The sequence below is a fragment of the Pseudomonas sp. ANT_J12 genome (genome assembly GCF_008370045.1).
Lineage (GTDB): Bacteria > Pseudomonadota > Gammaproteobacteria > Pseudomonadales > Pseudomonadaceae > Aquipseudomonas.
On record NZ_VOBN01000030.1, the window covers coordinates 1 to 24,242 of the forward strand.

At 61.9% G+C, this 24,242-nt stretch carries 23 protein-coding genes; 17 read left to right on the forward strand and 6 right to left on the reverse strand.

Translation table 11 applies throughout. The features are described 5' to 3' along the window. Positions 1–234 precede the first annotated feature (234 nt). Positions 235–1,023, forward strand: coding sequence for a LysR family transcriptional regulator (locus tag FQ192_RS31340; RefSeq protein WP_218585811.1), 789 nt, complete (start codon positions 235–237; stop codon positions 1,021–1,023). 48 nt (positions 1,024–1,071) lie between these two features. On the opposite strand, the gene FQ192_RS31345 is transcribed toward FQ192_RS31340, so the two are convergent. Then, the gene (locus FQ192_RS31345) at positions 1,072–2,769 is read right to left on the reverse strand and encodes an AMP-binding protein (RefSeq protein WP_149661939.1); all 1,698 of its coding nucleotides are present in this window, start codon (positions 2,767–2,769) and stop codon (positions 1,072–1,074) included. Between the two features lie 237 nt (positions 2,770–3,006). Here FQ192_RS31345 and FQ192_RS31350 point away from each other — a divergent pair, with 237 nt between their 5' ends. From FQ192_RS31350 to FQ192_RS31365, 4 genes are all read left to right on the forward strand, one after another. Then, positions 3,007–4,170, forward strand: a complete 1,164-nt coding sequence (locus tag FQ192_RS31350; protein WP_123508887.1) for an isovaleryl-CoA dehydrogenase — start codon at positions 3,007–3,009, stop codon at positions 4,168–4,170. A gap of 105 nt (positions 4,171–4,275) precedes the next feature. Continuing rightward, positions 4,276–5,880 (forward strand): carboxyl transferase domain-containing protein, encoded by a 1,605-nt coding sequence (locus FQ192_RS31355; RefSeq protein WP_149661940.1) that lies wholly within the window; start codon positions 4,276–4,278, stop codon positions 5,878–5,880. 13 nt (positions 5,881–5,893) lie between these two features. Continuing rightward, positions 5,894–6,706, forward strand: coding sequence for a gamma-carboxygeranoyl-CoA hydratase (locus FQ192_RS31360; protein ID WP_149661941.1), 813 nt, complete (start codon positions 5,894–5,896; stop codon positions 6,704–6,706). After that, positions 6,706–8,655, forward strand: a complete 1,950-nt coding sequence (locus FQ192_RS31365; protein WP_149661942.1) for an acetyl/propionyl/methylcrotonyl-CoA carboxylase subunit alpha — start codon at positions 6,706–6,708, stop codon at positions 8,653–8,655. Before FQ192_RS31360 ends, FQ192_RS31365 begins: the two co-directional genes overlap by 1 nt. A 39-nt stretch (positions 8,656–8,694) precedes the next feature. Here the strand turns inward: FQ192_RS31365 and FQ192_RS31370 are convergent, their stop codons facing one another. Next, positions 8,695–9,336, reverse strand: coding sequence for a LexA family transcriptional regulator (locus tag FQ192_RS31370; RefSeq protein WP_149661943.1), 642 nt, complete (start codon positions 9,334–9,336; stop codon positions 8,695–8,697). 132 nt (positions 9,337–9,468) lie between these two features. Between FQ192_RS31370 and FQ192_RS31375 the strand changes: the two genes are divergently transcribed. Together FQ192_RS31375 and FQ192_RS31380 are read left to right on the forward strand one after the other, a co-directional pair. After that, a complete protein-coding gene (locus FQ192_RS31375; protein ID WP_149661944.1) occupies positions 9,469–9,810 on the forward strand; it encodes a DUF6124 family protein in 342 nt (113 codons plus the stop codon). Positions 9,811–10,293: 483 nt separating this feature from the next. Beyond that, entirely contained in the window at positions 10,294–11,445 is a 1,152-nt protein-coding gene (locus FQ192_RS31380) for a carboxypeptidase family protein (protein ID WP_149661945.1), read from the forward strand. A 46-nt stretch (positions 11,446–11,491) separates the two neighbouring features. On the opposite strand, the gene FQ192_RS31385 is transcribed toward FQ192_RS31380, so the two are convergent. Continuing rightward, on the reverse strand, positions 11,492–11,938 hold the full coding sequence (locus tag FQ192_RS31385) for a helix-turn-helix domain-containing protein (RefSeq protein WP_149661946.1): 447 nt from the start codon (positions 11,936–11,938) through the stop codon (positions 11,492–11,494). A gap of 95 nt (positions 11,939–12,033) precedes the next feature. On the opposite strand from FQ192_RS31385, the gene FQ192_RS31390 reads away from it, so the two are divergent. Then, entirely contained in the window at positions 12,034–13,260 is a 1,227-nt protein-coding gene (locus FQ192_RS31390) for an MFS transporter (protein ID WP_149661947.1), read from the forward strand. A 201-nt stretch (positions 13,261–13,461) separates the two neighbouring features. Here the strand turns inward: FQ192_RS31390 and FQ192_RS31400 are convergent, their stop codons facing one another. Continuing rightward, entirely contained in the window at positions 13,462–14,007 is a 546-nt protein-coding gene (locus tag FQ192_RS31400) for a cytochrome b (protein WP_149661948.1), read from the reverse strand. Beyond that, positions 14,004–15,089, reverse strand: coding sequence for a catalase family peroxidase (locus tag FQ192_RS31405; RefSeq protein ID WP_149661949.1), 1,086 nt, complete (start codon positions 15,087–15,089; stop codon positions 14,004–14,006). Before FQ192_RS31405 ends, FQ192_RS31400 begins: the two co-directional genes overlap by 4 nt. Positions 15,090–15,247: 158 nt before the next feature. On the opposite strand from FQ192_RS31405, the gene FQ192_RS31410 reads away from it, so the two are divergent. Both FQ192_RS31410 and FQ192_RS31415 read left to right on the forward strand, forming a co-directional pair. Then, entirely contained in the window at positions 15,248–15,754 is a 507-nt protein-coding gene (locus tag FQ192_RS31410) for a sigma-70 family RNA polymerase sigma factor (protein ID WP_123410032.1), read from the forward strand. Then, positions 15,751–16,503, forward strand: a complete 753-nt coding sequence (locus tag FQ192_RS31415) for an anti-sigma factor (RefSeq protein ID WP_149661950.1) — start codon at positions 15,751–15,753, stop codon at positions 16,501–16,503. Before FQ192_RS31410 ends, FQ192_RS31415 begins: the two co-directional genes overlap by 4 nt. 118 nt (positions 16,504–16,621) lie before the next feature. On the opposite strand, the gene FQ192_RS31425 is transcribed toward FQ192_RS31415, so the two are convergent. After that, a complete protein-coding gene (locus FQ192_RS31425) occupies positions 16,622–17,458 on the reverse strand; it encodes an IclR family transcriptional regulator (protein ID WP_149661952.1) in 837 nt (278 codons plus the stop codon). 245 nt (positions 17,459–17,703) lie between these two features. Between FQ192_RS31425 and FQ192_RS31430 the strand changes: the two genes are divergently transcribed. The 7 genes from FQ192_RS31430 to FQ192_RS31460 are packed head-to-tail and all read left to right on the forward strand — an operon-like array spanning position 17,704 to position 24,217. After that, a complete protein-coding gene (locus FQ192_RS31430) occupies positions 17,704–18,723 on the forward strand; it encodes an ABC transporter ATP-binding protein (RefSeq protein ID WP_149661953.1) in 1,020 nt (339 codons plus the stop codon). Continuing rightward, complete coding sequence (locus FQ192_RS31435; protein WP_149661954.1) at positions 18,720–19,589, forward strand: ABC transporter permease; 870 nt, start codon at positions 18,720–18,722, stop codon at positions 19,587–19,589. Before FQ192_RS31430 ends, FQ192_RS31435 begins: the two co-directional genes overlap by 4 nt. A 6-nt stretch (positions 19,590–19,595) precedes the next feature. Next, complete coding sequence (locus FQ192_RS31440; protein ID WP_133838737.1) at positions 19,596–20,390, forward strand: ABC transporter permease; 795 nt, start codon at positions 19,596–19,598, stop codon at positions 20,388–20,390. A gap of 7 nt (positions 20,391–20,397) precedes the next feature. Continuing rightward, on the forward strand, positions 20,398–20,688 hold the full coding sequence (locus FQ192_RS31445; RefSeq protein ID WP_149661955.1) for a (2Fe-2S)-binding protein: 291 nt from the start codon (positions 20,398–20,400) through the stop codon (positions 20,686–20,688). Next, the gene (locus tag FQ192_RS31450; RefSeq protein WP_149661956.1) at positions 20,685–22,040 is read left to right on the forward strand and encodes an NAD(P)/FAD-dependent oxidoreductase; all 1,356 of its coding nucleotides are present in this window, start codon (positions 20,685–20,687) and stop codon (positions 22,038–22,040) included. Before FQ192_RS31445 ends, FQ192_RS31450 begins: the two co-directional genes overlap by 4 nt. Continuing rightward, on the forward strand, positions 22,037–23,152 hold the full coding sequence (locus FQ192_RS31455) for an FAD-binding oxidoreductase (RefSeq protein WP_149661957.1): 1,116 nt from the start codon (positions 22,037–22,039) through the stop codon (positions 23,150–23,152). Before FQ192_RS31450 ends, FQ192_RS31455 begins: the two co-directional genes overlap by 4 nt. An 18-nt stretch (positions 23,153–23,170) precedes the next feature. Further along, positions 23,171–24,217, forward strand: a complete 1,047-nt coding sequence (locus FQ192_RS31460; protein ID WP_149661958.1) for an ABC transporter substrate-binding protein — start codon at positions 23,171–23,173, stop codon at positions 24,215–24,217. Positions 24,218–24,242 lie beyond the last annotated feature (25 nt).

Sequence of the window (24,242 nt, forward strand, 5' to 3'; positions counted from 1 at the left end):
TCAGCCCCGCACTATGTCCTGCCGCATCGGCGAGAGGAGCGTATTTATCCTCGGGCCATCCGGCTTAAATCACCGAAGTATCCGATCAGAAAGAAAAATGCCAGTCAGCTTAACTGACTGGCATTAGGAGCTTCGGCTCCCCTTTGTGCTTTCTGGCGCTTACCCCCCGCCTACATTCCTGCTGCCCCCGGTTTGCCGTTATTCTCTGGTCTTTTTCCGGGAAGACCGACGCTTATGGACATGTTCCAGGCCATGCAGATCTACACCCAGGTAGTCGACACCGGCAGTTTCAAGAATGCCGCCGACGCCTTGCAACTGCATCGCCCAGCCATTACCAAAGCCATCCAGCATCTGGAAAAGACCCTCGAAGTGCGCCTGCTTAACCGCACCACGCGCAAAATCAGCATGACCGCCGAAGGCGAGCGCTTCTATGAACAGTGTTCGAAAATCCTCGGCGACGTCGCCTCGACCCTGGCCACGTTTTCCCACGACGCCGAGAGCCCGAAAGGCAAACTGCGCCTGGACCTGCCGGTAACACTGGCCAAGGAAGTGATCATCCCCGCCCTGCCGGCCTTTCGCGCGCGTTACCCGGATATAGAGCTGGTGGTGGGCTGCGGGGATCAGGCGGTGGACATGATCAATGAAGGCATCGATTGCGTGGTGCGCCTGGGCGAGCTGTCGGATTCGAGCAGCATTGCCCGGCGTATCGGTGCCGTGCCGATGTTGACCTGCGCATCCCCGGCCTACCTGGCCCGGGAAGGCATGCCCACCCAGCTGTCGGACCTGAACCGGCATCTAGCGGTGAATTACTTTTCCGGGCCCACGCGAAAGATCATGGACTGGCAATTTTGCATCGATGGCGAAACGGTGCTTATCCGTTTGAAAAGCGGGATTCAGGTCAATGATTCCGAGGCTTTTCTCGCCTGCGGCCTGGCGGGATTGGGCTTGGTGCACGGCTCTGATATTCCTTGTAGGAGCGAGGCTTGCCCGCGAAGGCGTCATGTCAGTCAACATCAATGTTGAATGGTACGACGCCTTCGCGGGCAAGCCTTGCTCCTACAGGGTTGGTGTTTAGCCGTTGGTTTCGCGTAGCTCTTCGATACTGATCTCGCGCATCCGAAACTTCTGGATCTTGCCCGTCACCGTCATCGGAAACTCTTCCACAAACTTGAAATACCGCGGCGTCTTGAAGTGCGCAATGCGCGACTTGCACCAGGTTTTCAGCTCGTCTTCGGTGGCGCTGTGGCCCGGATGAAACTTGATCCAGGCGACGATCTCTTCGCCGTAACGCGAGCAGGGAATGCCGATCACTTGCACATCCGCCACCGCCGGGTGGGTAAAGAAGAACTCCTCCAGCTCTCGCGGGTAAACGTTTTCGCCGCCACGGATGATCATGTCCTTGTTGCGCCCGGCGATGCACACGTAGCCTTCGTCATTCATGCTCGCCAGGTCGCCGGTGTGCATCCAGCCGGCCTGATCGATGGCTTCTGCTGTGCCCTGCGGGTTGTTCCAGTAACCGAGCATCACGCTGTAGCCCCGGATGCACAGCTCGCCAATCGTGCCGCGCGGCACCAGGTTGCCGGCCTCGTCGATGATTTTGCTTTCCAGTTGCGGCTGGGTGCGGCCGACGGTGGTGACGCGCAGTTCCAGTTCGTCTGACGGACCGGTCTGCAAAGACACGGGGCTGGTTTCCGTCATGCCGTAGGCGATTTGCACTTCGCTCATGTGCATTTCATTGATGACCCGGCGCATCACTTCGATCGGGCACGTCGCCCCGGCCATGATCCCGGTGCGCAAGGTCGACAGATCGAATTGCGCGCGTTGCGGATGATCGAGCATGGCGATGAACATGGTCGGCACACCGTAAAGCGCGGTGGCCTTCTCTTCGGCGACGGTGGTCAGGGTCAGCAATGGATCGAAGGCGTCGTTGGGGTAAATCATCGTGCTGCCGTGGGTGATGCAGCCGAGGTTGCCCATGACCATGCCGAAGCAGTGATACAGCGGCACCGGGATCACCAGCCGATCATCGGCGCTCAGACCCAGGCTTTCGCCGACCATGTAACCGTTGTTGAGGATGTTGTAGTGGCTGAGGGTCGCGCCTTTGGGGAAACCGGTGGTGCCGGAGGTGTACTGGATATTCACCGGTTGGTCGAAATGCAGGCTGCGTTGGCGTTCGTGCAGCTGCTCGGCCGAGACGCTGGCCGCCAGATCGGCGAGTTGCGACCACGGCAGGAAACCCGAAGGTGGCTGGGCGTCCAGGCTGATGACGCCGCGCAGGTCCGGCAATCGTTCACTGTGAAGTTGACCGATGGATTGCTCTGCCAGCTCTGGCGCAAGGCCTTGCAGCATCCCGTGATAGTCGGAGGTCTTGAAGGCCCCGGCGCAGACCAGCCATTGGCAACCGGACTGCTTCAGTACGTATTCAAGTTCGGAACTGCGATAGGCCGGGTTGATGTTGACCAGGATCACGCCGATCTTCGCGCTGGCGAACTGGCTGATGCACCACTGCGCGCAATTCGGCGCCCAAATGCCGAGGCGGTCGCCGGTCTGCAAACCCAGCGCCAGCAGTGCCCGGGCGTGCAGGTCCACGGTTTCGGCCAGTTGCTGCCAGGTGTAGCGCAGCTGTTGATGACGCACGACCAGCGCCTCCCCGTCCGGGTATTGCGCGACCGTGTGATCGAACTTTTCACCGATGGTCATCGCCAGCAAGGCTTTGTCCTGGGAACCACGGGTGTAGCTGCGCTGCGGGTTTGCACTGGGTTGATCCATGACGACCCCTATTGTCTTTATTGTAGGAGCATGGCTTGCCTGCGATAGGAGCACTGCGGAGTCACTGTAGGACCGCGTTATCGTTCTTCGCGAGCAAGCTTTGCGCCTACAGAGTCGCTCAAGTTGACGTTAACGTAAAGGGTGATTGACAGCCATTCGTCACAGGCTTACGTTAACGTAAAGGTGAGAGCTGAATCACTGCCCTCCCCACCCTACAAAAAAGCCAAAAGGTGACCCATGAGCTACCCATCCCTGAACTTTGCCCTCGGTGAAACCATCGACATGCTGCGCGATCAGGTTCAGTCCTTCGTCGCCAAGGAGATCGCCCCGCGCGCGGCCCAGATCGACATCGACAACCTGTTCCCTGCGGACCTGTGGCGCAAATTCGGTGACATGGGCCTGCTCGGCGTCACCGTGCCGGAAGAGTACGGCGGCGCTGGCCTGGGTTACCTGGCCCACGTAGTGATCATGGAAGAAATCAGCCGTGGCTCGGCGTCGGTGGCGTTGTCCTACGGCGCCCATTCCAACCTCTGTGTGAACCAGATCAACCGCAACGGCAACCACGAACAGAAAACCAAATACCTGCCCAAACTGATCAGCGGCGAGCACATCGGCGCCCTGGCCATGAGCGAACCGAATGCCGGTTCCGACGTGGTTTCGATGAAACTGCGCGCCGACAAACGCGGCGACAAGTACGTGCTCAACGGCAGCAAAACCTGGATCACCAACGGCCCCGACGCCAACACCTACGTGATCTACGCCAAGACCGACCTGGAAAAAGGCCCCCACGGCATCACCGCTTTCATCGTTGAACGTGATTCAAAAGGCTTCAGCCGCAGCAACAAGTTCGACAAGCTCGGCATGCGCGGCTCCAACACTTGCGAGCTGTTCTTCGACGACGTCGAAGTGCCGGAAGAAAACATCCTCGGCGTGCTCAACGGCGGCGTGAAAGTGTTGATGAGCGGCCTCGACTACGAGCGCGTCGTGCTCTCCGGCGGCCCGACCGGGATCATGCAGTCGTGCATGGACCTGATCGTGCCGTACATCCACGACCGCAAGCAGTTTGGCCAAAGCATCGGCGAGTTCCAGCTGATCCAGGGCAAAGTCGCCGACATGTACACCCAACTCAACGCCAGCCGCGCTTACCTCTACGCGGTGGCCCAGGCCTGCGAGCGCGGCGAAACCACGCGCAAGGACGCCGCGGGCGTGATCCTCTACAGCGCCGAACGCGCCACGCAAATGGCCCTCGACGCGATCCAGATTCTCGGCGGCAACGGCTACATCAATGAATTCCCGGCGGGTCGTCTGCTGCGTGACGCCAAGCTGTACGAAATCGGCGCCGGCACCAGTGAGATCCGTCGCATGCTGATCGGTCGCGAACTGTTCAACGAAACGAAATAAATTTCGTTAGCGGCAAGCGGCAAGTTTCAAGCTGCAAGAGAACCGCACTCTTGCTTCAACTTGTAGCTTGTAGCTTGCAACTCGAAGCTGCTACGGAGTAGCCCCATGATCCTGCATACCCAGCTCAACCCCCGTTCGGCGGAGTTCGCCGCCAACAGCGCGGCGATGCTCACTCAAGTCGACGCCCTGCACACCCTGCTCGCCCAAGTGCAGCAAGGTGGCGGCCCGAAGGCGCAAGAACGCCACACCTCGCGAGGCAAATTGCTGCCCCGTGAGCGGATCAACCGCCTGCTCGATCCGGGCTCGCCGTTCCTGGAAATCAGCCAACTCGCGGCCTACGGCGTGTACGGCGAAGACGTGCCGGCGGCGGGCGTGATTGCCGGGATCGGCCGGGTCGAAGGCGTCGAATGCATGATCGTTGCCAACGACGCCACGGTGAAAGGCGGCTCGTATTACCCGCTGACCGTGAAAAAACACCTGCGCGCCCAGACCATCGCCCAGCAAAACCGCTTGCCGTGCATCTATCTGGTGGACTCCGGTGGCGCCAACCTGCCGCGTCAGGATGAAGTGTTCCCGGACCGCGAGCACTTCGGGCGGATCTTCTTCAACCAGGCGAACATGAGCGCCATGGGCATTCCGCAGATTGCCGTGGTCATGGGGTCATGCACCGCTGGCGGCGCGTATGTGCCGGCGATGGCTGACGAAGCGATCATGGTGCGCAACCAGGCGACGATTTTCCTCGCCGGCCCGCCGCTGGTGAAAGCCGCGACCGGCGAAGTGGTCAGCGCCGAAGACCTGGGGGGGGCCGATGTGCACTGCAAGGTGTCCGGGGTGGCCGACCATTACGCCGAGAGCGATGAACACGCCTTGGCCATTGCCCGACGCAGCATCGCCAACCTCAACTGGCGCAAGCTCGGCGAGTTGCAACAACGTGCGCCGATCGCGCCGCTGTACGGCAGCGATGAGTTGTATGGCGTGGTTTCGGCGGACGCCAAGCAGCCGTTCGACGTGCGCGAAGTGATTGCGCGTCTGGTCGACGGTTCGGTGTTCGATGAATTCAAAGCGTTGTTCGGGACCACATTGGTCTGCGGCTTTGCTCACCTGCACGGCTACCCGATCGCGATCCTCGCCAACAACGGCATCCTGTTCGCCGAAGCCGCGCAGAAAGGCGCGCACTTTATCGAACTGGCCTGCCAGCGCGGCATTCCGTTGCTGTTCCTGCAGAACATCACAGGGTTCATGGTCGGCCAGAAATACGAGGCCGGCGGCATCGCCAAGCACGGCGCGAAACTGGTGACCGCCGTGGCGTGCGCCAAGGTGCCGAAATTCACCGTGATCATCGGCGGCAGCTTCGGCGCCGGTAACTACGGCATGTGCGGGCGGGCCTACGATCCGCGCTTCCTGTGGATGTGGCCGAATGCGCGGATCGGCGTGATGGGCGCCGAACAGGCGGCTGGCGTGCTGGTGCAGGTCAAGCGCGAGCAGGCCGAACGCAGCGGCCAGGCTTTCAGCGCCGAGCAGGAAGCCGAGATCAAGCAACCGATCCTCGACCAATACGAAGAGCAGGGTCACCCCTACTACTCCAGCGCACGGCTGTGGGACGACGGCGTCATCGACCCGGCACAGACCCGAGATGTACTGGCGCTGGCCTTGTCCGCGTCGCTGAACGCGCCAATCGAACCGAGCCGCTTCGGCGTGTTCCGGATGTGATCGGGAGAACATCATGACCGACTTCAACACCCTCGAACTGCTGACCGACCCACGGGGTTTCGCGACCCTGTGGCTCAGCCGCGAAGCCAAGAACAACGCGTTCAACGCCCAAATGATCCGCGAATTGATCCTCGCCCTGGACAAAGTCGCGGGCGATGCCAGCCTGCGATTCCTGCTGGTGCGTGGCCGCGGCAAGCATTTCAGCGCTGGCGCCGACCTGGCCTGGATGCAGCAATCGGCCGAACTCGATTACCACACCAACCTCGACGACGCCCGGGAACTGGCGGAGTTGATGTACAACCTGGCCAAGCTGAAAATCCCGACCCTGGCCGTGGTGCAAGGCGCGGCCTATGGCGGCGCACTGGGCCTGATCAGTTGCTGCGACATGGCCATCGGTGCCGATGACGCGCAATTCTGCCTGTCGGAAGTGCGCATCGGCCTGGCGCCCGCGGTGATCAGTCCGTTCGTGGTGCAAGCCATCGGCGAACGCGCGGCGCGGCGTTATGCCCTGACCGCTGAGCGATTCGGCGGGCAACGGGCGCGGGAAATCGGCTTGTTGTCGGAGAGTTATCCGGTGGCCGAGCTGGAGCAGAAGGTCGAACAGTGGATCGACAACCTGCTGCTCAACAGCCCGGCGGCGATGCGCGTCAGCAAGGACTTGCTGCGCGAAGTCGGCCACGGCGCGCTGACCCCGGCGCTGCGGCGCTACACCGAAAACGCCATCGCGCGGATTCGGGTCAGCCCTGAAGGCCAGGAAGGCCTGCGCGCCTTTCTGCAAAAACGTCCGCCGAACTGGCAAGCCGAAACCACCAAGGAGCCCCGTTGATGAGCGCACCTGTCCTCACCACCCTGCTGGTGGCCAACCGCGGCGAGATTGCCTGCCGCGTGATGCGCACCGCCAAGGCCCTGGGCCTGACCACCGTCGCCGTGCACAGCGCCACCGACCGTGACGCCCGCCACAGCCGCGAAGCGGATATACGCGTGGATTTGGGCGGCAGCAAAGCCGCCGACAGCTACCTGAAAATCGACAAAATCATCGCCGCCGCCCAGGCCAGTGGTGCCCAGGCGATCCATCCGGGCTACGGTTTCCTCTCGGAAAACGCCGGGTTCGCCCGCGCCATCGAAGCCGCCGGCCTGATCTTTCTTGGCCCGCCCGCCTCGGCCATCGACGCCATGGGCAGCAAATCCGCAGCCAAAGCCTTGATGGAAACCGCCGGCGTGCCGCTGGTGCCGGGTTATCACGGCGAAGCCCAGGACCTCGACACTTTCCGCGACGCCTGCGAACGCATCGGTTATCCGGTGTTGCTCAAAGCCACGGCCGGTGGCGGCGGTAAAGGCATGAAAGTGGTCGAGGACGTCAGCCAACTGGCCGAAGCCCTGGCCTCGGCCCAGCGTGAAGCGCAGTCGTCGTTCGGCGATTCGCGGATGCTGGTGGAAAAGTACCTGCTCAAGCCGCGCCACGTGGAAATCCAGGTGTTTGCCGATCAGCACGGCAACTGCCTGTATTTGAATGAACGGGATTGCTCAATCCAGCGCCGGCACCAGAAAGTCGTCGAAGAAGCGCCGGCCCCAGGCCTGAGCGCGGAACTGCGGCGCGCCATGGGCGAAGCGGCGGTGCGTTCGGCCCAGGCGATTGGCTATGTCGGTGCCGGTACCGTGGAGTTTCTGCTGGATTCGCGCGGCGAGTTCTTCTTTATGGAGATGAACACGCGCCTGCAAGTTGAACACCCGGTCACCGAAGCCATAACCGGCCTGGACCTGGTGGCCTGGCAGATTCGTGTGGCGCGCGGTGAGGCGTTGCCGATGACCCAGGATCAGGTGCCGCTGATTGGCCATGCGATTGAAGTGCGGCTGTATGCCGAAGACCCCGGCAATGATTTTCTGCCGGCGACCGGGCGGCTGGATTTGTACCGCGAATCGGTCGAAGGGCCGGGGCGCCGGGTGGACAGCGGTGTCGAGGAAGGTGATGAGATCTCGCCGTTCTATGACCCGATGCTCGGCAAGCTGATTGCCTGGGGCGAGGACCGTGAACAGGCACGTTTGCGGTTGTTGAGCATGCTCGATGAGTTCGCCATCGGCGGGCTCAAGACCAACATCAACTTTCTGCGGCGTATCGTCGGCCATCCGGCGTTTGCGGCGGCGGAGCTGGATACCGGGTTCATTCCCCGTTATCAGGAGCAACTGCTGCCAGCGCCTGCCGACCTCAGTGATGAGTTCTGGCAAGCGGCGGCCCAAGCGTTTGCGCAGGGCCAACCGTCGGTGTTGCGGGCCGATGACCCGAGTTCGCCGTGGGCGATCAACAGTGGCTTGCGTGCCGGGCTGCCGAAAGAAATCACCCTGCATTTGAGTTGCGAAAGCCAGGATCGCGCCTTGACCCTGGGCGATGTGAGCACTGCGCAACTCAAAGGTGAACACCTGCTGACCGAGCACAACGGCGTGCGCCGCCAGCATCGGGCGATCCGCCGTGGCGACGTTTTGTATCTGCAGTGGGAAGGAGAATTGCGTCGGGTCGAGACTTACGACCCGATTGCCGCCGTCGAATCCAGTCACAGCCACCAGGGCGGCCTGACTGCGCCCATGAATGGCAGCATCGTGCGCGTATTGGTGGAGGCCGGGCAGACGGTCGAAGCCGGGGCGCAACTGGTGGTGCTGGAAGCGATGAAGATGGAACACAGCATTCGTGCGCCCCATGCCGGGGTGATCAAGGCGCTGTATTGCCAGGAAGGCGAGATGGTCAGCGAAGGCAGTGCGTTGGTGGAGTTAGAAGAAGCGTGAAATGACGATCGGTCCTACGCGTTGCGAGGACCGATCTGATTAGAATTTGGCGGATGCCTGAACCACTACGCCGATAATTCGGCACTCGTCGGTGAACAGGGCCTTCGGATAGGTCGGATTGAGCGGGACCAGGTAACGCTGCCCGCCCTCTTCGATCAGCTTGCGAAAGGTCGCCTCGGCGCTGTCCGGCCACTGGGCGATCACCAGTTTTCCGGGTTCCGGCACGATGGCCGGGTCCACCAGGATCATCATGCCCTCGGCAATGCTGATGCCGGAGGGGGCGGTCATCGCGTCGCCCACCACGCTCAGCCAGAAGGCCGGGCCTTGGGCGTGATAGTCGGTCAGCTCGTAGCGTTCGTCCTTGCGATACACCGTCAGCTCACCGTCGCGCAGCTGCGCCGGTTCCTTCCAGTCACTGACCGGGTAGCGGAAGTAGGGGTTGTACTTGAGCGCAAGCGGCATGTCCTCCTCTTCCAGAATGAGCCGTTCGCGGATCACCAGCGCCAAGTCCATGCCCAGCGCCTTCAACACGCGGTTCATGTTGACGATGCCAGGATCGCGGCGTTTGTTCAGCCAGTGGCCGACGCCGCCCTGGGACATCCCGAGGCGATCTGCGAGTTCGTCTTGAGTGACGCTGAGCTCACTCATTTTGGCCTTGACCAATTCAATCCATTTATCCATGTGCGGCACGATACGTGGACGCCTCCGGCCATCAAAACACAAATTGTAGTATTTAAATTCTGGTCACAAATACAGTTAGTACTAGGATGTGTTCACGGATCTGAATCACTCACACGGAGTTCACCCAGTACCATGACCAACCCCAGCCACGACGTGCCAGACATGCAGTTCGACACCACCTTCACCTCGCCAAAAGGCTGTGCCGCCGCGCAGCGGGCGCTGGACTATTACTTGAAACCAACTGTTTCAGAAGTGGAAATCCCGGCGCGCTTTTTCGACGTCAACCGCAACATCAGCAGTGAAGAAGCGTTGGTTCATGCCTCCGACCTGCTGCGCTGTGCCGCCGCTACCGCCCAGGAAGCCGCCGACAACCAGCAAGGCGCAAAACGGGCGCTGGCGTTTTCGGTGGTGCACATGATTGATATGGCGCAGGCGATGGTCGATCGATCCCTGGATGGCGATCAGAACGAATGAAACGAACGTGTTTTCGAGGAGGACAGGAAAGAATTTTCCTATCGTGCAAATAAAATCATTTGACTTGCAAACGAGAATGATTATTATTGCACGCAGCTGGTCGCGAGATCAGTCGATGGACCAGAGGACCTTAGGTCGGTCTCCTGGACTATCTCCTCATCAGGCTAATCACGGTTTTTGACCCGGCTTTTTGCCGGGTCTTTTTTTTTGCCAGTTATTCTGGCTTTGGCTTCAGGCTAATGAAGACTGTAGGTGCTGCTAATTCGATGGGCGGCATGATATCAAAAGAATATCTGCTGGCAAGAGAAGCCCGGCTACATTGGGCCAAACTAATCCAAATTAGCACTTGAGAATCAATCACACAGTCTCTAAGCTGCTTCCGCGTCAAGGAGGACGCCCCCCGCTTCACCCCGTAATTTCCCCCGATTCATCCCCGCCTTGCGTGTAAAGTAGCAGCCATAAAATCATAATCAGGAACCGACTATGACCGTGGCTAAATCCTCTTTCGACATCAGTGCCAATTTCGACAGCGGCAACATTGAAGTGCTGGACATCAGCAATCCGTTGCAAGCCTTGCTGGCGATCAAACCAGACACCCGCAGCCAGCATTTCCAGTGGTTCCACTTCAAGGCCAGCGGTCTGCATGTCGGTCAAGAGCATTGGTTTCGCCTGAACAACGCCAGCAAATCCTCGTACCACAAAGCCTGGGACGGTTATCAAGCCGTGGCGTCCTACGACCACGTCAACTGGTTCCGGGTGCCGACCATTTTCGAAGGCGACTGCCTGCGCTTCAGCCTCGAAGCCACCGCCACCCACGCCTGGTTTGCCTACTTCGAACCTTATAGCCGCGGTCGCCATGACTGGCTGATCGAGCAGGCGCTGACCAAGGCCGGCACCGAGTTGCTGTCCACCGGTAAAAGCGCCGAGGGTCGCGACATTCAACTGCTGCGCAAAGGCACCGGGGCCGAAGGTCAGCGCAAAGTCTGGATCATCGCGCAACAGCATCCGGGCGAGCACATGGCCGAGTGGTTCATGGAAGGCGTGATCGAGCGCCTGGAAAAACACGACGACCCTGTACTGAATAAACTCCTGGCCAGCGCCGACCTGTACCTGGTGCCGAACATGAATCCGGACGGCGCCTTCCACGGTCACTTGCGCACCAACGCCATGGGCCAAGACCTCAATCGTGCCTGGCAGAGCGCCAGCCCGGAAATCAGCCCGGAAGTCTTTTTCGTACAGCAGCAGATGGAAAAGTACGGCGTCGATTTGTTCCTCGACATTCACGGCGACGAAGAAATCCCCTACGTGTTCACCGCCGGTTGCGAAGGCAACCCAGGCTATACGCCGCGACTCGAGAAGCTCGAAACCGACTTCCGCGATCACTTGAAACACCTGACCAAAGACTTCCAGACCAAGCATGGCTACACCCGCGACTTGCCGGGCAAAGCCAACATGACGTTGGCCTGCAACAGCGTTGGCCAGAAGTTTGACTGCCTGGCGCTGACCCTGGAAATGCCGTTCAAGGACAACAACGATGCGCCGAATGCGCTGACGGGTTGGTCAGGCAAGCGCTCCAAGCAGTTGGGTAAAGACGTTTTGACGACCATTGCGGAGATGGTTGATACCCTGCGCTAAGACCAAAAGATCGCAGCCTTCGGCAGCTCATGCGAAGGCGCGATCTTTATTCGGCCGCCACCCGCACACAATCCTCCGGCCCGAGCAATCGCCCGTCCTCGGCGCGCAATTCCAATGGCCGCACCGGCCGCCCCTGTTCACGATCCACCACCCGTGAATGCGCCTCCCCCGCCTCAAAGAAAAACGCCTCGCCCCATTGCCGCAAACCGATGATCAACGGAAACAGGCCTTTGCCCTTCTGCGTCAGCACGTATTCCTGATACGCGCTGCCATCCGACGCCGGCACCAAATCAAAAATCCCGTGGGCCACCAACGTGCGCAGGCGCGCCGAGAGGATGTTCTTGGCCATGCCCAGATTGCGCTGGAACTCGCCAAACCGGCGAATGCCGTCAAACGCATCGCGCACGATCAGCAACGACCACCAATCGCCGATGGCATCCAGTGAGCGGGCGACCGGACATTCGGCGCCTTCCATGCTTGTACGTTTGACCATGATTGCGCTCGCTGCCAACAAATGTGGTTGCAATATAAAACCAGCCTCTCTACCGTACAAGTGGTTTCATTTTGAAACCATATCAGGAGTCTGGCATGAAGCCTAACCAACCCTTGAACAGCGGCGTGGTGCTGCTGTTCGCTGTCGCTTGCGGCCTGGCCGTCGGCAACGTGTATTACGCCCAACCGCTGCTCGATGCCATGGCCGAGGCTTTCTCCATGAACCCGGCAACCGTCGGCATCGTCGTCACCCTGACTCAAGTCGGTTACGGCGTGGGCCTGTTGCTGCTGGTACCGCTGGGGGATCTGCTCAATCGGCGGCGTCTGATCGTCACGCAAACACTGTTGTCGGCGCTGGCGTTGCTGATGATCGTGCTGGCGCAGAACAGCACCTGGTTGCTGATCGGCATGGCGTTGACCGGTTTGCTCGCGGTAGTGACGCAGGTGTTGGTGGCGTACGCAGCAACCCTGGCGATTCCCGCCCAGCGCGGTCGCGTGGTGGGCGTGGTCACTAGCGGCATCGTTGTCGGCATTTTGCTCGCGCGCACCGTGGCGGGCGGCATGGCCGATCTGGCCGGCTGGCGCTCGATTTATCTGCTGTCGGCGGGGTTAACCTTGTTGATGGCGCTGCTGTTGTTTCGCGTCCTGCCCAAACAGGAAAACGCACAAACCAGCCAGTCTTACAGCGCGCTGATCGGCTCGGTCTTCACTTTGTTCAAGGAAGAACCGGTGCTGCGTCAACGGGCGATCCTCGCCCTGCTGACCTTCGCCAGCGCCATGGTGTTGTGGACGCCGATGGTGTTGCCGCTCAGCGCCCCGCCGTTGTCGTTGTCCCACACACAAATCGGATTATTCGGACTGGCCGGCGCGGCGGGTGCACTCGCGGCGGCTCGCGCGGGTCATCTGGCTGATCGTGGCTTGGGGCAATGGACCAGCGGCCTTTCGCTGTTGCTGATGCTCGCGTCGTGGCTGCCGATCGCCTTCACCCAATCCTCATTGTGGGCGCTCCTACTTGGGGTGATTACTCTGGATCTGGGCTTGCAAGCGGTGCACGTCACCAGCCAGAGCATGATCTACAGCGTGCGCCCCGAAGCGCAAAGTCGACTGACGGCCGGGTACATGCTGTTTTATTCGATCGGCAGCGCGTTGGGCTCGATTGGCTCGACGGCGATGTATGCGTGGTGCGGATGGATGGGTGTGTGCTGTTTGGGTGCCGGAATCAATGCCGTGGCGCTGGGTTATTGGTGGCTGACACTGGCCCCGAAAGCACCCGTCTCCTGTGGCGAGGGGGCTTGCCCCCGTTCGGCTGCGCAGCAGTCGTAAACCTGGTCAACGCGGTGCCTCTGTGACACCGCGTTGAATGGTTTTGGGGCTGCTGCGCAGCCCAACGGGGGCAAGCCCCCTCGCCACGGGCAAGCCCCCTCGCCACAGGCAAGCCCCCTCGCCACAGGCAAGCTCCCTAGCCACAGGCAAGCCCCTAGCCACAGCAAGCTCCTTCGCCACATGAGTTCAGTGGTGTTCAGATCAACCGCGATCCTTACCCCGCAACATGCTGTCCAACACATCATCGCGGCGCACCCAGCCATGAAACAACGCCGCCGCCAGATGCAGCAGTACCGTCAAAAACAGCAGATATGCCAGATACCCATGGGCCTTGCGCAGCACCGCAAACACCTGAGCATTCGCCGGCACAATCGACGGCAATTGCAGTGAAGTGCCGAGCATCACCGGGTCCCCCGCCGCCGAAATCATCGCCCAGCCCAGCAGCGGCAAAATCAGCATCAAGGCGTACAGCAAGACATGGGACGCCTTGGCCGCCAGCACCTGCCAACCCGGCAGGTCCGCCGGCAGCGGTGGCTGTTGGGTGGAAAAGCGCACGGCCAGGCGCACGATCACCAGCAGCAGAATCGCAATGCCCAAGGGTTTGTGCAGGTGGATCAGCCATTCATGACGCTCGGACACCGAGGCCACCATGCCCGCGCCGATAAACAGCATCGCGATGACCATCAATGCCATCAGCCAGTGCAGCAGGCGCGCCAGCGGGACGAAATGCTTGGGTTGGGCGCTCATTGTTGAGCCTCCTGTTTGGCGGCGGGCAACTGATTCACTTCGCTGGTGCGACGCAGGTAGGAACTGGCGTATCCGGCGGAGCGCGCGGCGAGCAACGGGTCGTCGGAACCTTCGATCCCGGCCGGCAACACCAGCGGGTCGTAGTTGATGTCGCGGCACTCGTCGTTGAGTTGCGGCTGGGTCGCGTCGAGCACCAGGGTCCCGGCGTTGATCACTTTGCGGCCCTCGGGCCAGGTCTTGCTGGCGTCATTCACCGGATCACCGGGGTTGGCCAGGGTGATGTTCAACTTGAAGCGCAGTGGTCCTGCGGCAATTTTCTGCACCAGGTCTTTCTCCAGGAAATCGGCACCTTCAGGCGCCGTGGCACCCGCCGCGTCCTGGGCCACCGGGACCATGCTCCAGCGCACTGCCTGCTTCTGCCCGGACGCATTCACCAGGTAAAACGCGTTGATGCTGTTGTAGGTTTCCGTCACGTAACTGGCCGAAGGCTTGGCGGTCTTGATCCAGGCCAGGAACGGCCCGGCTTCCGGGTGCGCGCCGAAGAATGCCGGCACCGCCGCAGGATTGGGCTTGCCCGTGGCCGGATCCGGCGATTGCGCCTGCTGCAACTGATAGAACGCCTCGGGCGTGCCCACCGGGAACACCGGCATGCTGTTCATCCCGGTGCGCCACTGTTGGCCGTTGGCCTGGGTGAAACGTAGCGCCAGGCTGCGGATCGGAACGGCGGAGTCCGGCGCATAAGGATTACCGGCCGGCAGGGCGAAACGTCCGACCACCGGGGTCCGCGCGTCATTGAACACCTGGGCAGTGGAATAGCTGCGGGCCTCGCCGCTGCTCTCGAAGTGGCCGATCACGCACACGCCTTTGGAGTGATTACGCCGGAACCCCGGGTGCACGCCGTTGTTGGTTTCCAGCACGTTGATCAGTTTTTTCGGCGTCAGGCGTTGTGGGTCGAAGGTGCCGTTGACGTAGGCAAAAGCCCCGGCCACGGCCGCAACGATGACGGCGATACCGGCCAGGCGCGCGGTCAGGCTGGCGGTACTCAGCGGCGGCCGGTTGGGCGGTGTTGAGCGATCTACCATGAAAGACTCCAGGGCCATCGGCCACAAGTGAGAAGAACCAAGCAGACGCACCCCGCGCAGGTTTATTCCATCGGCCGGTATTTATTTTTTCGGGCGTGGAATAACCTTCAGTGTCGGGCGTCTTCCTAGTCCAAAGCGTAGTGACTAGTCGGAACTTCATGAACGATATCGACGAACAACTGAGAGAAATCATTCCCAGATTGCGCAGGTTCGCGGTGTCACTCACGCGCAACCCCAGCAGCGCCGACGATCTGGTCCAGGCCAGCCTCGAGCGGGCGCTGTCGAGTTGGAGCGACAAACGCCCCGACGGCGATCTGCGGGCCTGGCTGTTTTCGATCCTCTATCGGCAGTTTCTCGACGCGCACCGGCGCTCCCGGCGTTATGCGCGGATGCTCGAATTCTTTACCGGACGTGACGATGCCCAGCCCTCGGCCGAGCGCACCGTGATCGCCCAAACCACCCTGCAAGCCTTCGACCAGCTCAACACCGAACAGCGCGCCCTGCTGCTGTGGGTGTCGGTGGAAGGCCTGACGTATAAAGAGGTCGCCGAGATTCTCGGCGTCCCGACTGGCACCGTGATGTCCCGCCTGTCCCGCGCCCGCCAGGCCTTGCGCGAACTCAGCGATGGCGAAATCAGCCGCCCTTCCCTGCGGAGACTCAAATGATCAGCATGCCCCCAAGCGAGCGTGACCTGCACGCCTACGTCGATCACCAACTCAACGAGGCCGACCGACGTCTGGTGGAGACTTTTCTGGCCAGCAATGCAGAAGTTTCCGAACAAGTGCGGGCCTGGCAGCAAGACGCTCAACAACTGCGCGCGGCGTTAAGCGGCGCGTTGCAGCAACCGGCCAATCCGGACCTCGATCCCGTGGTGATTCGCCAGGGCCTCAAACGCCAATCCCGGCGCCATCTGGCCAGCGCTGCCGTATTGTTGATCGCGGTCAGCGTCGGCGGCATCAGTGGCTGGCAGGCGCGGGAAATGACCCTGCTCAGCACCCAGGCGCCGATGGCCGATGCGATGCAGGCCTACCGCTTGTTTGCCCAGCAAGGCATGTTGCCGGCGGACTACAAGGTCAGTGATGACGGCGACATGCAGCGCTGGCTCGACCGTTACTTCACCCAGGCTAACCGCTTGCCGGACCTGGCGGGGGCTGGTTTCAAACCGGTCAGCGGACGCTTGCTCAGCACCGAGCAAGGGCCGGCGGCGATGGTGGTTTATGAGGATGCGGTCGGGCACAAGATCAGCTTCTACGTCCGTCCGCCAGGCCCGAAAAACTACCTGCTGCCGCGAGGCAGTCGCAGCGATGGCGAGTTGCAGGCCGAGTACTGGTCAGGCGCCGGGTACAACTACGCAATGGTCAGCCCGAGCGACACAGCGGCGGCGCGGATGCTCAAGCAAACCGTGAACTTCTGACCCCGATCGTTCCCACGCTCCGCGTGGGAATGCAGCCCGGGACGCTCCGCGTCCCTTCCCGGCGCTGGAACGCGGAGCGTCCCTTGAGGCATTCCCACGCGGAGCGTGGGAACGATCATCAGGCCTGCCCAAACACTTGCGAGGGCCTGCGCAACAACGGATCAAACGGATTAATCCTTGGCCCGATCAGCGCCGCCTCACGCTTCAACATCTCCACCACCGTCGGCAACCGATCCGGCCCCAGTCGATCACTAACCGTCGCCACACTCAACGCCGCCACCGCCCGCCCGTCACGATCCAGAATCGGCACCGCCACCCCGGCCATGCCCTGCAACACCCCCGTGTTACGCCCGGCATACCCCAGCGCCCGCACGTTCTCGACCTCCGAGCGCAGGAACACTTCGTCATACAAATGGAAGTCCTTGAGCCGTGGCAGGTTGTAGTGAATCACCGTATCCCGCTCTTCTTCCGGCAGAAACGCCAGGATCGCCAGACTCCCCTGCCCCACACCCAACGCCACACGCCCGCCGATGTCGCCGGTAAAGGTGCGAATCGGAAACGGCCCCTCACTGCGGTCCAGGCAGATTGCGTCAAAACCACTGCGCGCCAGCAGAAACAACGAATCCCCCAACGACGCCGACAGCCGCAGCAACGCCGGGCGCGCCAGTTCCCGCAGGTTGCCGGTGTTGCCGGCACGGGCCGCCAGGGCGAAGAAATCCAGGCTCAGGCGATAGCGTTTAGTGCGCGCATCCTGCTCGACCATGCCCTCGTCCATCAGGCTGCGCAGCAAACGATGCGTCGTCGGTTGCGACAAACCGATGCGCTGGGCCAGTTGCGTCACGCGCTCACCGCCCTCCACCGTATCGCCGAGGCTACGCAGCACCGCAAACAGGCGTGAGACGGCGCCGACACCGACTTCATTTTTTGTTTCGTTCCGCTCAGTGGAATCAGGCATGGATTTTCTCTTCAATAAATTTACTCACCGAATGAAACTGAAAATAGTCATCGCTTCAGTGAAATAGGCCATTGAGCGCATCCTATTCTTCGTCCTACTCTGCGTCCATACAGGGGCGATTCGAACAACAGCGGCAGCCGACCCAAGTCGAGCGCCAACGCACCCCGCATCATCCTTTCGTATCTGCCCATACAAAAAAGCGCGACCTCAAGGCCGCGCATAACAATCTCAGGTGGAGCGCAGCTATGGCCTTCGTGCAACTTGAAAACCTCGGTAAACGCTACGGCGAAATCGATGCCGTCGTCGCTACCAACCTCTCGGTGGAAAAAGGCGAGTTCGTGTCCCTGCTCGGCCCTTCCGGCTGCGGCAAAACCACCACCCTGCAAATGATCGCCGGCTTCGTCGACGTCAGCAGCGGACGCATCGTGCTCGACGGTCGCGACATCACCCACGCCAAACCCGCCAGCCGTGGTCTGGGCGTGGTGTTCCAGAGTTACGCTTTGTTTCCGCACATGAGCGTGCAGGACAACGTCGCCTTTGGCCTGCGGATGCGCAAAGTGCCGAACGCCGAGTTGCAGCAACGGGTGGCTCGGGTGTTGAAACTGGTGCGCCTCGACCAACACGCCGAACGTTATCCACGGGAACTGTCCGGCGGTCAGCGTCAGCGTGTCGCGTTGGCCCGGGCGTTGGTGATTGAACCGCCGGTTTTGCTGCTCGACGAACCACTGTCCAACCTCGACGCCAACCTGCGCGAAGAGATGCAATTCGAGATCCGCCGCATCCAGCGCGAAGTCGGCATTACCACGCTGATGGTCACCCACGACCAGTCCGAAGCGCTGTCCATCAGCGACCGCGTGGTGGTGATGCAGGCCGGGCGAATCACCCAGATCGACGCGCCGTACACCCTTTATGAACATCCGCGCACCGAGTTCATTTCCGGGTTTGTCGGCAAGGCCAATCTACTGCCCGGCGAGCGTGATGGCGCCGGCATTGTTCAAGTGCGCAGCGGCGGTGATCTGACCCTGAGCCTGCGCCCGGAAAAAATCGATCTGCGGGATAAAGATCACGGCCGTTTGCAAGGTCAGATCGTCAGCCGCTTCTTCCTCGGCAGCCAATGGCTGTACGGCGTGTCCACGCCCCTGGGCGAACTCAGCGTAGTGCGTCGCAACGACGGCTCGGCACCGTTGGCCGAAGGCACGGCGGTGGGCCTGGACTGGGACGCGGCGCTGTTGCGGGTGTTGAGTGTCGACGAGGTGCCGGCATGAGTCTGCTCGCCGCCGCCCGCCAGGGACGCCAAGGCTATCTATTGTCGGCACCGGCCCTGGCCTTGTACGTGTGCCTGCTGGTCATCCCGTTGCTGCTGACATTGGTGTTGTCGTTCAACGTCTTCGACTACAACTCCGGCATCAACGGCAACGCCTACACCCTCGACCACTACAGCAGCCTGCTGGGGGATCCGTACTTCTACGAGATCTTCCTGCGCACCTTCTGGATCAGCGGCCTGACCACGCTGCTCTGTGTGCTAATCGGCGTGCCCGAGGCGTACATCCTCAGCCGCATGGGCGCGCCGTGGCGTTCGATTTTCCTGATTCTGATCCTCACCCCGCTGCTGATTTCGGTGGTGGTGCGCGCCTTTGGCTGGAGCCTGTTGCTCGGTGCCGACGGCCTGGTCAATCAGACCTTGCAAGCCTTCGGCGGCTCGCCGATGAAGCTGCTGTACACGCCGTTTGCGGTGGTGATTGCGCTGGTCCATGTGATGCTGCCGTTCATGATCATTCCGGTCTGGACCTCGCTGCAGAAACTCGACCCGGCCGCCGAGCAAGCCGCGCTGTCCCTCGGTGCCAGCCACCTCACCGTCATGCGCAAAGTGGTGCTGCCGCAAATCATGCCCGGCGTATTGTCCGGCACCTTGATTGTGTTCGGCCTCGCCGCCAGCTCCTTCGCCATTCCCGGTTTGCTCGGCGGCCGACGCCTGAAGATGGTCGCGACGCTGATCTACGACCAGTACCTGTCGGAACTGAACTGGCCGATGGGCGCGGCGATTGCTGTGGCCCTGTTGCTGCTCAACCTGCTGATCATGCTGTCGTGGAACCGGATGATCGAAGGCCGCTACAAGAAGTCATTGGGATAACTCGACATGTCCAAAAACGGTCCTTTCGCCCTGCTGTTTCATGCCCTGGTGGTGCTGTTCATGCTCGCGCCGCTGGTGGTGGTGTGCCTGGTGGCGTTCACCCCGGAAAACACCCTGAGCCTGCCCACTACGAACTTCTCGTTGCGCTGGTTTCGCGCCGTATTCGAGCGCGCCGATTTCGTCGATGCGTTCTACAACAGCCTGATCCTGGCGTTCTGCGCCGCGACGCTGGCGACGTTGATTGCGGTGCCGGCGGCGTTGGCCATCACTCGCTATGAGTTTCCTGGGCGGGGCTTTTTCAACGGTTTGTTCCTGTCGCCGATCATCATTCCGCACTTGGTTCTGGGCGTCGCACTGCTGCGCCTGTTTGCGCTGATGGGCGTGAATGGAAGCTTCGGCTGGCTGATCTTTGCCCATGTGCTGGTGATCACGCCGTATGTGCTGCGGCTGGTGCTGGCGTCGGCGATTGGCCTGGACCGCAGCGCCGAACACGCCGCGCAATCCTTGGGCGCCGGGCGGTTCACGCTGTTCAGGCAAATCACGTTGCCAATGATTCTGCCCGGTGTGGCCGGGGGTTGGTTGCTGGCGTTTATCAACAGTTTCGATGAGGTGACGTTGTCGATTTTTGTCACCTCGCCGGCCACGCAAACGTTGCCGGTGCGCATGTATGTGTACGCCACTGAGTCCATCGATCCAATGATGGCGGCGGTGTCGGCACTGGTGATTGGTTTGACGGCGTTGACGATGATTCTGCTCGACCGGGTCTATGGCCTGGATCGGGTCCTGGTGGGCAAACAATGAGGGCGCCATGGCTCTGCTGAAACGACTGGCCGAAGGCGACCGCCCGGCCCTGGACTTCGTCCTCGACGGCCAACCGTCCACCGCCCTGCTCGGCGACACCGTGCTGACCGCCGTGCTGACCTGCAGCGACCACCTGCGCGGCAGCGACTTCAGCGCCGAGCCCCGCGCCGGGTTCTGCCTGATGGGCGCGTGTCAGGATTGCTGGGTGCGCCTGGGCGATGGCCGCCGGGTGCGGGCCTGCTCGACGCTGCTCGAAGCCGGGCAACAGATCAACCGTGAGCCGGGGCGTTTGGTATGAATCCCGTGATCATCGTCGGCGCCGGTCCCGCGGGTATCCGTGCCGCACAAACCCTGGTCGCCCATGGCGTGCGTCCGATCCTGCTGGACGAAGCCGCGCGCGGCGGCGGGCAGATTTATCGGCGGCAACCGGCAAACTTCACGCGCTCGGCAGCCAAGCTCTACGGCTTCGAAGCGCACAAAGCCAAGGCGATCCATCAAACCCTCGACGTCCTGCGCGAGCAACTCGACTACCGCCCGGAAACCCTGGTGTGGAACGCCGAGGCCGGTGCTCTCGACACGTTGCAGGATGGCCGCGCCACGCGCCTGGCGTTCTCCCGGGTGATCGTCGCCACCGGCGCCACCGACCGGATTCTGCCGGTGCCGGGCTGGACCTTGCCGGGGGTTTATAGCCTCGGCGCGGCGCAGATTGCGCTGAAGTTTCAGGGCTGCGCCATCGGTGAGCGAGTGGTGTTCGCTGGCAGCGGACCGTTGCTGTACCTCGTCGCCTACCAGTACGCCAAGGCCGGCGCGAAAGTGCTGGCGGTGCTCGACAGTTCACCCTTCGGCGCCCAGGTCCGCGCCCTGCCCGGCCTGCTGACACAACCGGCGACCCTGGCCAAAGGCATCTATTACCGCAGCTGGCTGACCGCCCACGGCATCCCGGTGCATCAAGGCGCCAGCCTGGTTCAGGTCAACGGCGAACAACGGGTGCAGTCGCTGAATTGGCGCAATAAAAAAGGCTCACAGCAAATCGACTGCGACGCTGTCGCCTTCGCCCATGGCCTGCGCAGCGAAACCCAACTCGCCGATCTGCTCGGCTGTGAGTTCGCCTGGAACCCCCTCAACCGCGCCTGGCTGCCCCGACGGGACAGCGCCGGTCGCAGCAGTGTCGCCGAGGTGTACCTGGCCGGTGACGGCGCCGGGATCATGGGCGCCGATGCGGCGGAAATGGCCGGTGAACGCGCCGCGTTGGCCCTGCTTGCAGACAGCGGTTTCCTGATCCCGACCGAGCGCCCCGCGGCCCTTGAACAATCACTGCAAACGATCGGAACGTTCCGCAAAGGACTGGAGCAAGCCTTCGCCTTCCCCGAAGACTGGGCCGCCAGCACCGCCGACCACCTGATCGTCTGCCGCTGCGAAGAAGTCCGCGCCGGTGATATCCGCCAGGTTGTGCGCGAAGGCCACTGGGAGATCAACCGGGTCAAGGCCCATTGCCGGGTCGGCATGGGGCGTTGCCAGGGCCGGATGTGCGGGGCCGCAGCGGCGGAAATCATTGCCTGCGAAAGCCAACGTCCCGTGTCGCAGATCGGCCGATTGCGCGCGCAGTCCCCGATCAAACCGCTGCCGTTTGGCCTGGAGGTCGAGCCATGATCGAAGTCGACGCCATCATCATCGGCGGCGGGATTGTCGGCGCCTCGGCCGCGCTGTTTCTGAGCAAGGCCGGTCACCGCGTGGCGCTGCTGGAACGAGACTTTTGCGGCTCCCACTCCAGCGGTGTGAACTACGGTGGCGTGCGCCGTCAGGGTCGCCCGTTGTCGCAACTGCCGCTGTCGCAACAGGCTCACGAACTCTGGGCACACCTGCCGCAGTTGATCGGCATCGATGGTGAATATCAGCGCAGCGGTCACCTGAAACTGGCCCGCAGCCTCAACGATCTGCGCGCCTTGCAGGACTACGCCGCCAGCAGCCAGGGGTTCGGTCTCGACTTGCAGATCCTCGAACGCGATGAGCTGCGCGCACGGTTTCCGTGGGTCGGCGACGTGGCAGCCGGTGCGTCCTTCTGTCCCGATGACGGCCACGCCAACCCACGACTGGTGTCCCCGGCGTTTGCCCAAACGGCGCGGCGCCATGGTGCGCAGATTCATGAGCAATGCGCCGTCACCCGGGTTGAACACGACGGCCAGCGTTTTCACGTCGGCACCGCGAGCGGCCTCGAATTCCGCGCACCGTGGCTGCTGAATTGCGCCGGAGCCTGGGCCGGCAAACTCGCCGAACAGTTTGGCGAAGCCGTGCCGATGCACGCCGGCCACCCGGCGATGCTGGTCACCGAACCGCTGCCGCTGGTGATGAACGCCAGCACCGGGGTCGAGGGTGGCGGCATTTACGCCCGCCAGGTCTCACGCGGCAACTGTGTGTTGGGCGGCGGCCAGGGCTTTGCCCTCGACGACGCCCGCCCCCGGCCGGGTCAGATCGCCGTGCTTGAGATCCTGCGGCAAGCGGTCGAACTCTACCCGTTTCTTGAAGGTGCCCAGGCGATTCGCACCTGGAGCGGCACCGAAGGTTATCTGCCTGATCGCCAACCGGTGATCGGGCACAGCGGCACCCAGCCCGGTCTGTTGCACGGGTTTGGCTTTGCCGGCGCCGGTTTCCAGATCGGCCCGGCGGTGGGCCAGGCGCTCACCGAGATCATCTGCAGCGGCGCGTCAAAAACGTCGCTGGATGCGTTTTCCATCACCCGGTTTCACTCCATCCCAGTTGCTTGATAGAGGAAGGTCGCGCCAATGAATAACGTCAAACGCACTGCACTGCTCGGGTTGTCCTGCCTGGGCGCCCTGCTCACGGTCGCCCAGGCCCACGCCGAACCGACGCTTTACCTGGGCATGAACGGCGGGACCATGGAGCGGCTCTACGCCGACAAGGTGCTGCCGGTGTTCGAGAAAGCCAACAACGTCAAAGTGGTGATCGTGCCGGGGACATCCGCCGACATCCTGGCCAAGGTCCAGGCCAGCAAGGGCAACCCGCAGCTGCACGTGATGTTCCTCGACGACGGCATTATGTACCGCGCGATCTCCATGGGCCTGTGCGACAAACTCCAGGACAGCCCGACCCTGGCGCAGATTCCGGCCAAGGGCCGGATCAAGGATCAAGCCGTGGCGGTCAGCCTCGGCGTCACCGGGCTGGCCTACAACACCCGGCTGTTCAAGGAAAAAGGCTGGGCCGCGCCGACCTCGTGGATGGACCTGGCCGACCCGCGTTTCAAGGACAAAGTGGTGTTCCAGTCCATGGCCTCCTCGACCTTCGGCCTGCATGGCTTCCTGATGTTCAACCGGATTCAGGGCGGCAGCGAAACCGACGTCGAACCGGGCTTCAAGGCCTGGCCGAACACCGTGGGGCGCAACGTGCTGGAATACATCCCAAGCTCGGCGAAGATCTCGGAAATGCTGCAAACCGACGAAGCCGCGCTGTTCCCGCTGACGCCAACCCAGGTCACCGCGCTGAAACTCAAGGGCATGCCGGTGGAATATGCGCGGCCCAAAGAAGGCGCCGTGGTGCTGAACGTCGCCGAATGTGCGATCGCCAACAACACCCAACCGGAACTGGCGCAAAAACTCGCGGCGTTCCTGCTGACACCGGACGCACAAGCCGCTGCGTTGGAAGATGGCGACCAGATCCCGTCCAACCCCAACACCCCGACTACCGACAAGACCCGGGGGCAGGTCGAGGCGATGCAGCAGTATTTGCAGACAGCGATTGCGGTGGATTGGGACCAGGTGAACGAACAGCGCCCGGCGTGGAATGCGCGGTGGAATCGGAGTATTGAGCGCTAGTAAACCCATGGCTTCGCACGCCCCT

What these genes read in the sequence shown, in the direction of transcription:
- FQ192_RS31340 (WP_218585811.1), top strand. Translation starts at nt 235, where the DNA reads ATGGACATGTTCCAGGCCATGCAGATCTACACCCAGGTAGTCGACACC.
- FQ192_RS31345 (WP_149661939.1), bottom strand. Translation starts at nt 2,769, where the DNA reads ATGGATCAACCCAGTGCAAACCCGCAGCGCAGCTACACCCGTGGTTCC.
- FQ192_RS31350 (WP_123508887.1), top strand. Translation starts at nt 3,007, where the DNA reads ATGAGCTACCCATCCCTGAACTTTGCCCTCGGTGAAACCATCGACATG.
- FQ192_RS31355 (WP_149661940.1), top strand. Translation starts at nt 4,276, where the DNA reads ATGATCCTGCATACCCAGCTCAACCCCCGTTCGGCGGAGTTCGCCGCC.
- FQ192_RS31360 (WP_149661941.1), top strand. Translation starts at nt 5,894, where the DNA reads ATGACCGACTTCAACACCCTCGAACTGCTGACCGACCCACGGGGTTTC.
- FQ192_RS31365 (WP_149661942.1), top strand. Translation starts at nt 6,706, where the DNA reads ATGAGCGCACCTGTCCTCACCACCCTGCTGGTGGCCAACCGCGGCGAG.
- FQ192_RS31370 (WP_149661943.1), bottom strand. Translation starts at nt 9,336, where the DNA reads ATGGATAAATGGATTGAATTGGTCAAGGCCAAAATGAGTGAGCTCAGC.
- FQ192_RS31375 (WP_149661944.1), top strand. Translation starts at nt 9,469, where the DNA reads ATGACCAACCCCAGCCACGACGTGCCAGACATGCAGTTCGACACCACC.
- FQ192_RS31380 (WP_149661945.1), top strand. Translation starts at nt 10,294, where the DNA reads ATGACCGTGGCTAAATCCTCTTTCGACATCAGTGCCAATTTCGACAGC.
- FQ192_RS31385 (WP_149661946.1), bottom strand. Translation starts at nt 11,938, where the DNA reads ATGGTCAAACGTACAAGCATGGAAGGCGCCGAATGTCCGGTCGCCCGC.
- FQ192_RS31390 (WP_149661947.1), top strand. Translation starts at nt 12,034, where the DNA reads ATGAAGCCTAACCAACCCTTGAACAGCGGCGTGGTGCTGCTGTTCGCT.
- FQ192_RS31400 (WP_149661948.1), bottom strand. Translation starts at nt 14,007, where the DNA reads ATGAGCGCCCAACCCAAGCATTTCGTCCCGCTGGCGCGCCTGCTGCAC.
- FQ192_RS31405 (WP_149661949.1), bottom strand. Translation starts at nt 15,089, where the DNA reads ATGGTAGATCGCTCAACACCGCCCAACCGGCCGCCGCTGAGTACCGCC.
- FQ192_RS31410 (WP_123410032.1), top strand. Translation starts at nt 15,248, where the DNA reads ATGAACGATATCGACGAACAACTGAGAGAAATCATTCCCAGATTGCGC.
- FQ192_RS31415 (WP_149661950.1), top strand. Translation starts at nt 15,751, where the DNA reads ATGATCAGCATGCCCCCAAGCGAGCGTGACCTGCACGCCTACGTCGAT.
- FQ192_RS31425 (WP_149661952.1), bottom strand. Translation starts at nt 17,458, where the DNA reads ATGCCTGATTCCACTGAGCGGAACGAAACAAAAAATGAAGTCGGTGTC.
- FQ192_RS31430 (WP_149661953.1), top strand. Translation starts at nt 17,704, where the DNA reads ATGGCCTTCGTGCAACTTGAAAACCTCGGTAAACGCTACGGCGAAATC.
- FQ192_RS31435 (WP_149661954.1), top strand. Translation starts at nt 18,720, where the DNA reads ATGAGTCTGCTCGCCGCCGCCCGCCAGGGACGCCAAGGCTATCTATTG.
- FQ192_RS31440 (WP_133838737.1), top strand. Translation starts at nt 19,596, where the DNA reads ATGTCCAAAAACGGTCCTTTCGCCCTGCTGTTTCATGCCCTGGTGGTG.
- FQ192_RS31445 (WP_149661955.1), top strand. Translation starts at nt 20,398, where the DNA reads ATGGCTCTGCTGAAACGACTGGCCGAAGGCGACCGCCCGGCCCTGGAC.
- FQ192_RS31450 (WP_149661956.1), top strand. Translation starts at nt 20,685, where the DNA reads ATGAATCCCGTGATCATCGTCGGCGCCGGTCCCGCGGGTATCCGTGCC.
- FQ192_RS31455 (WP_149661957.1), top strand. Translation starts at nt 22,037, where the DNA reads ATGATCGAAGTCGACGCCATCATCATCGGCGGCGGGATTGTCGGCGCC.
- FQ192_RS31460 (WP_149661958.1), top strand. Translation starts at nt 23,171, where the DNA reads ATGAATAACGTCAAACGCACTGCACTGCTCGGGTTGTCCTGCCTGGGC.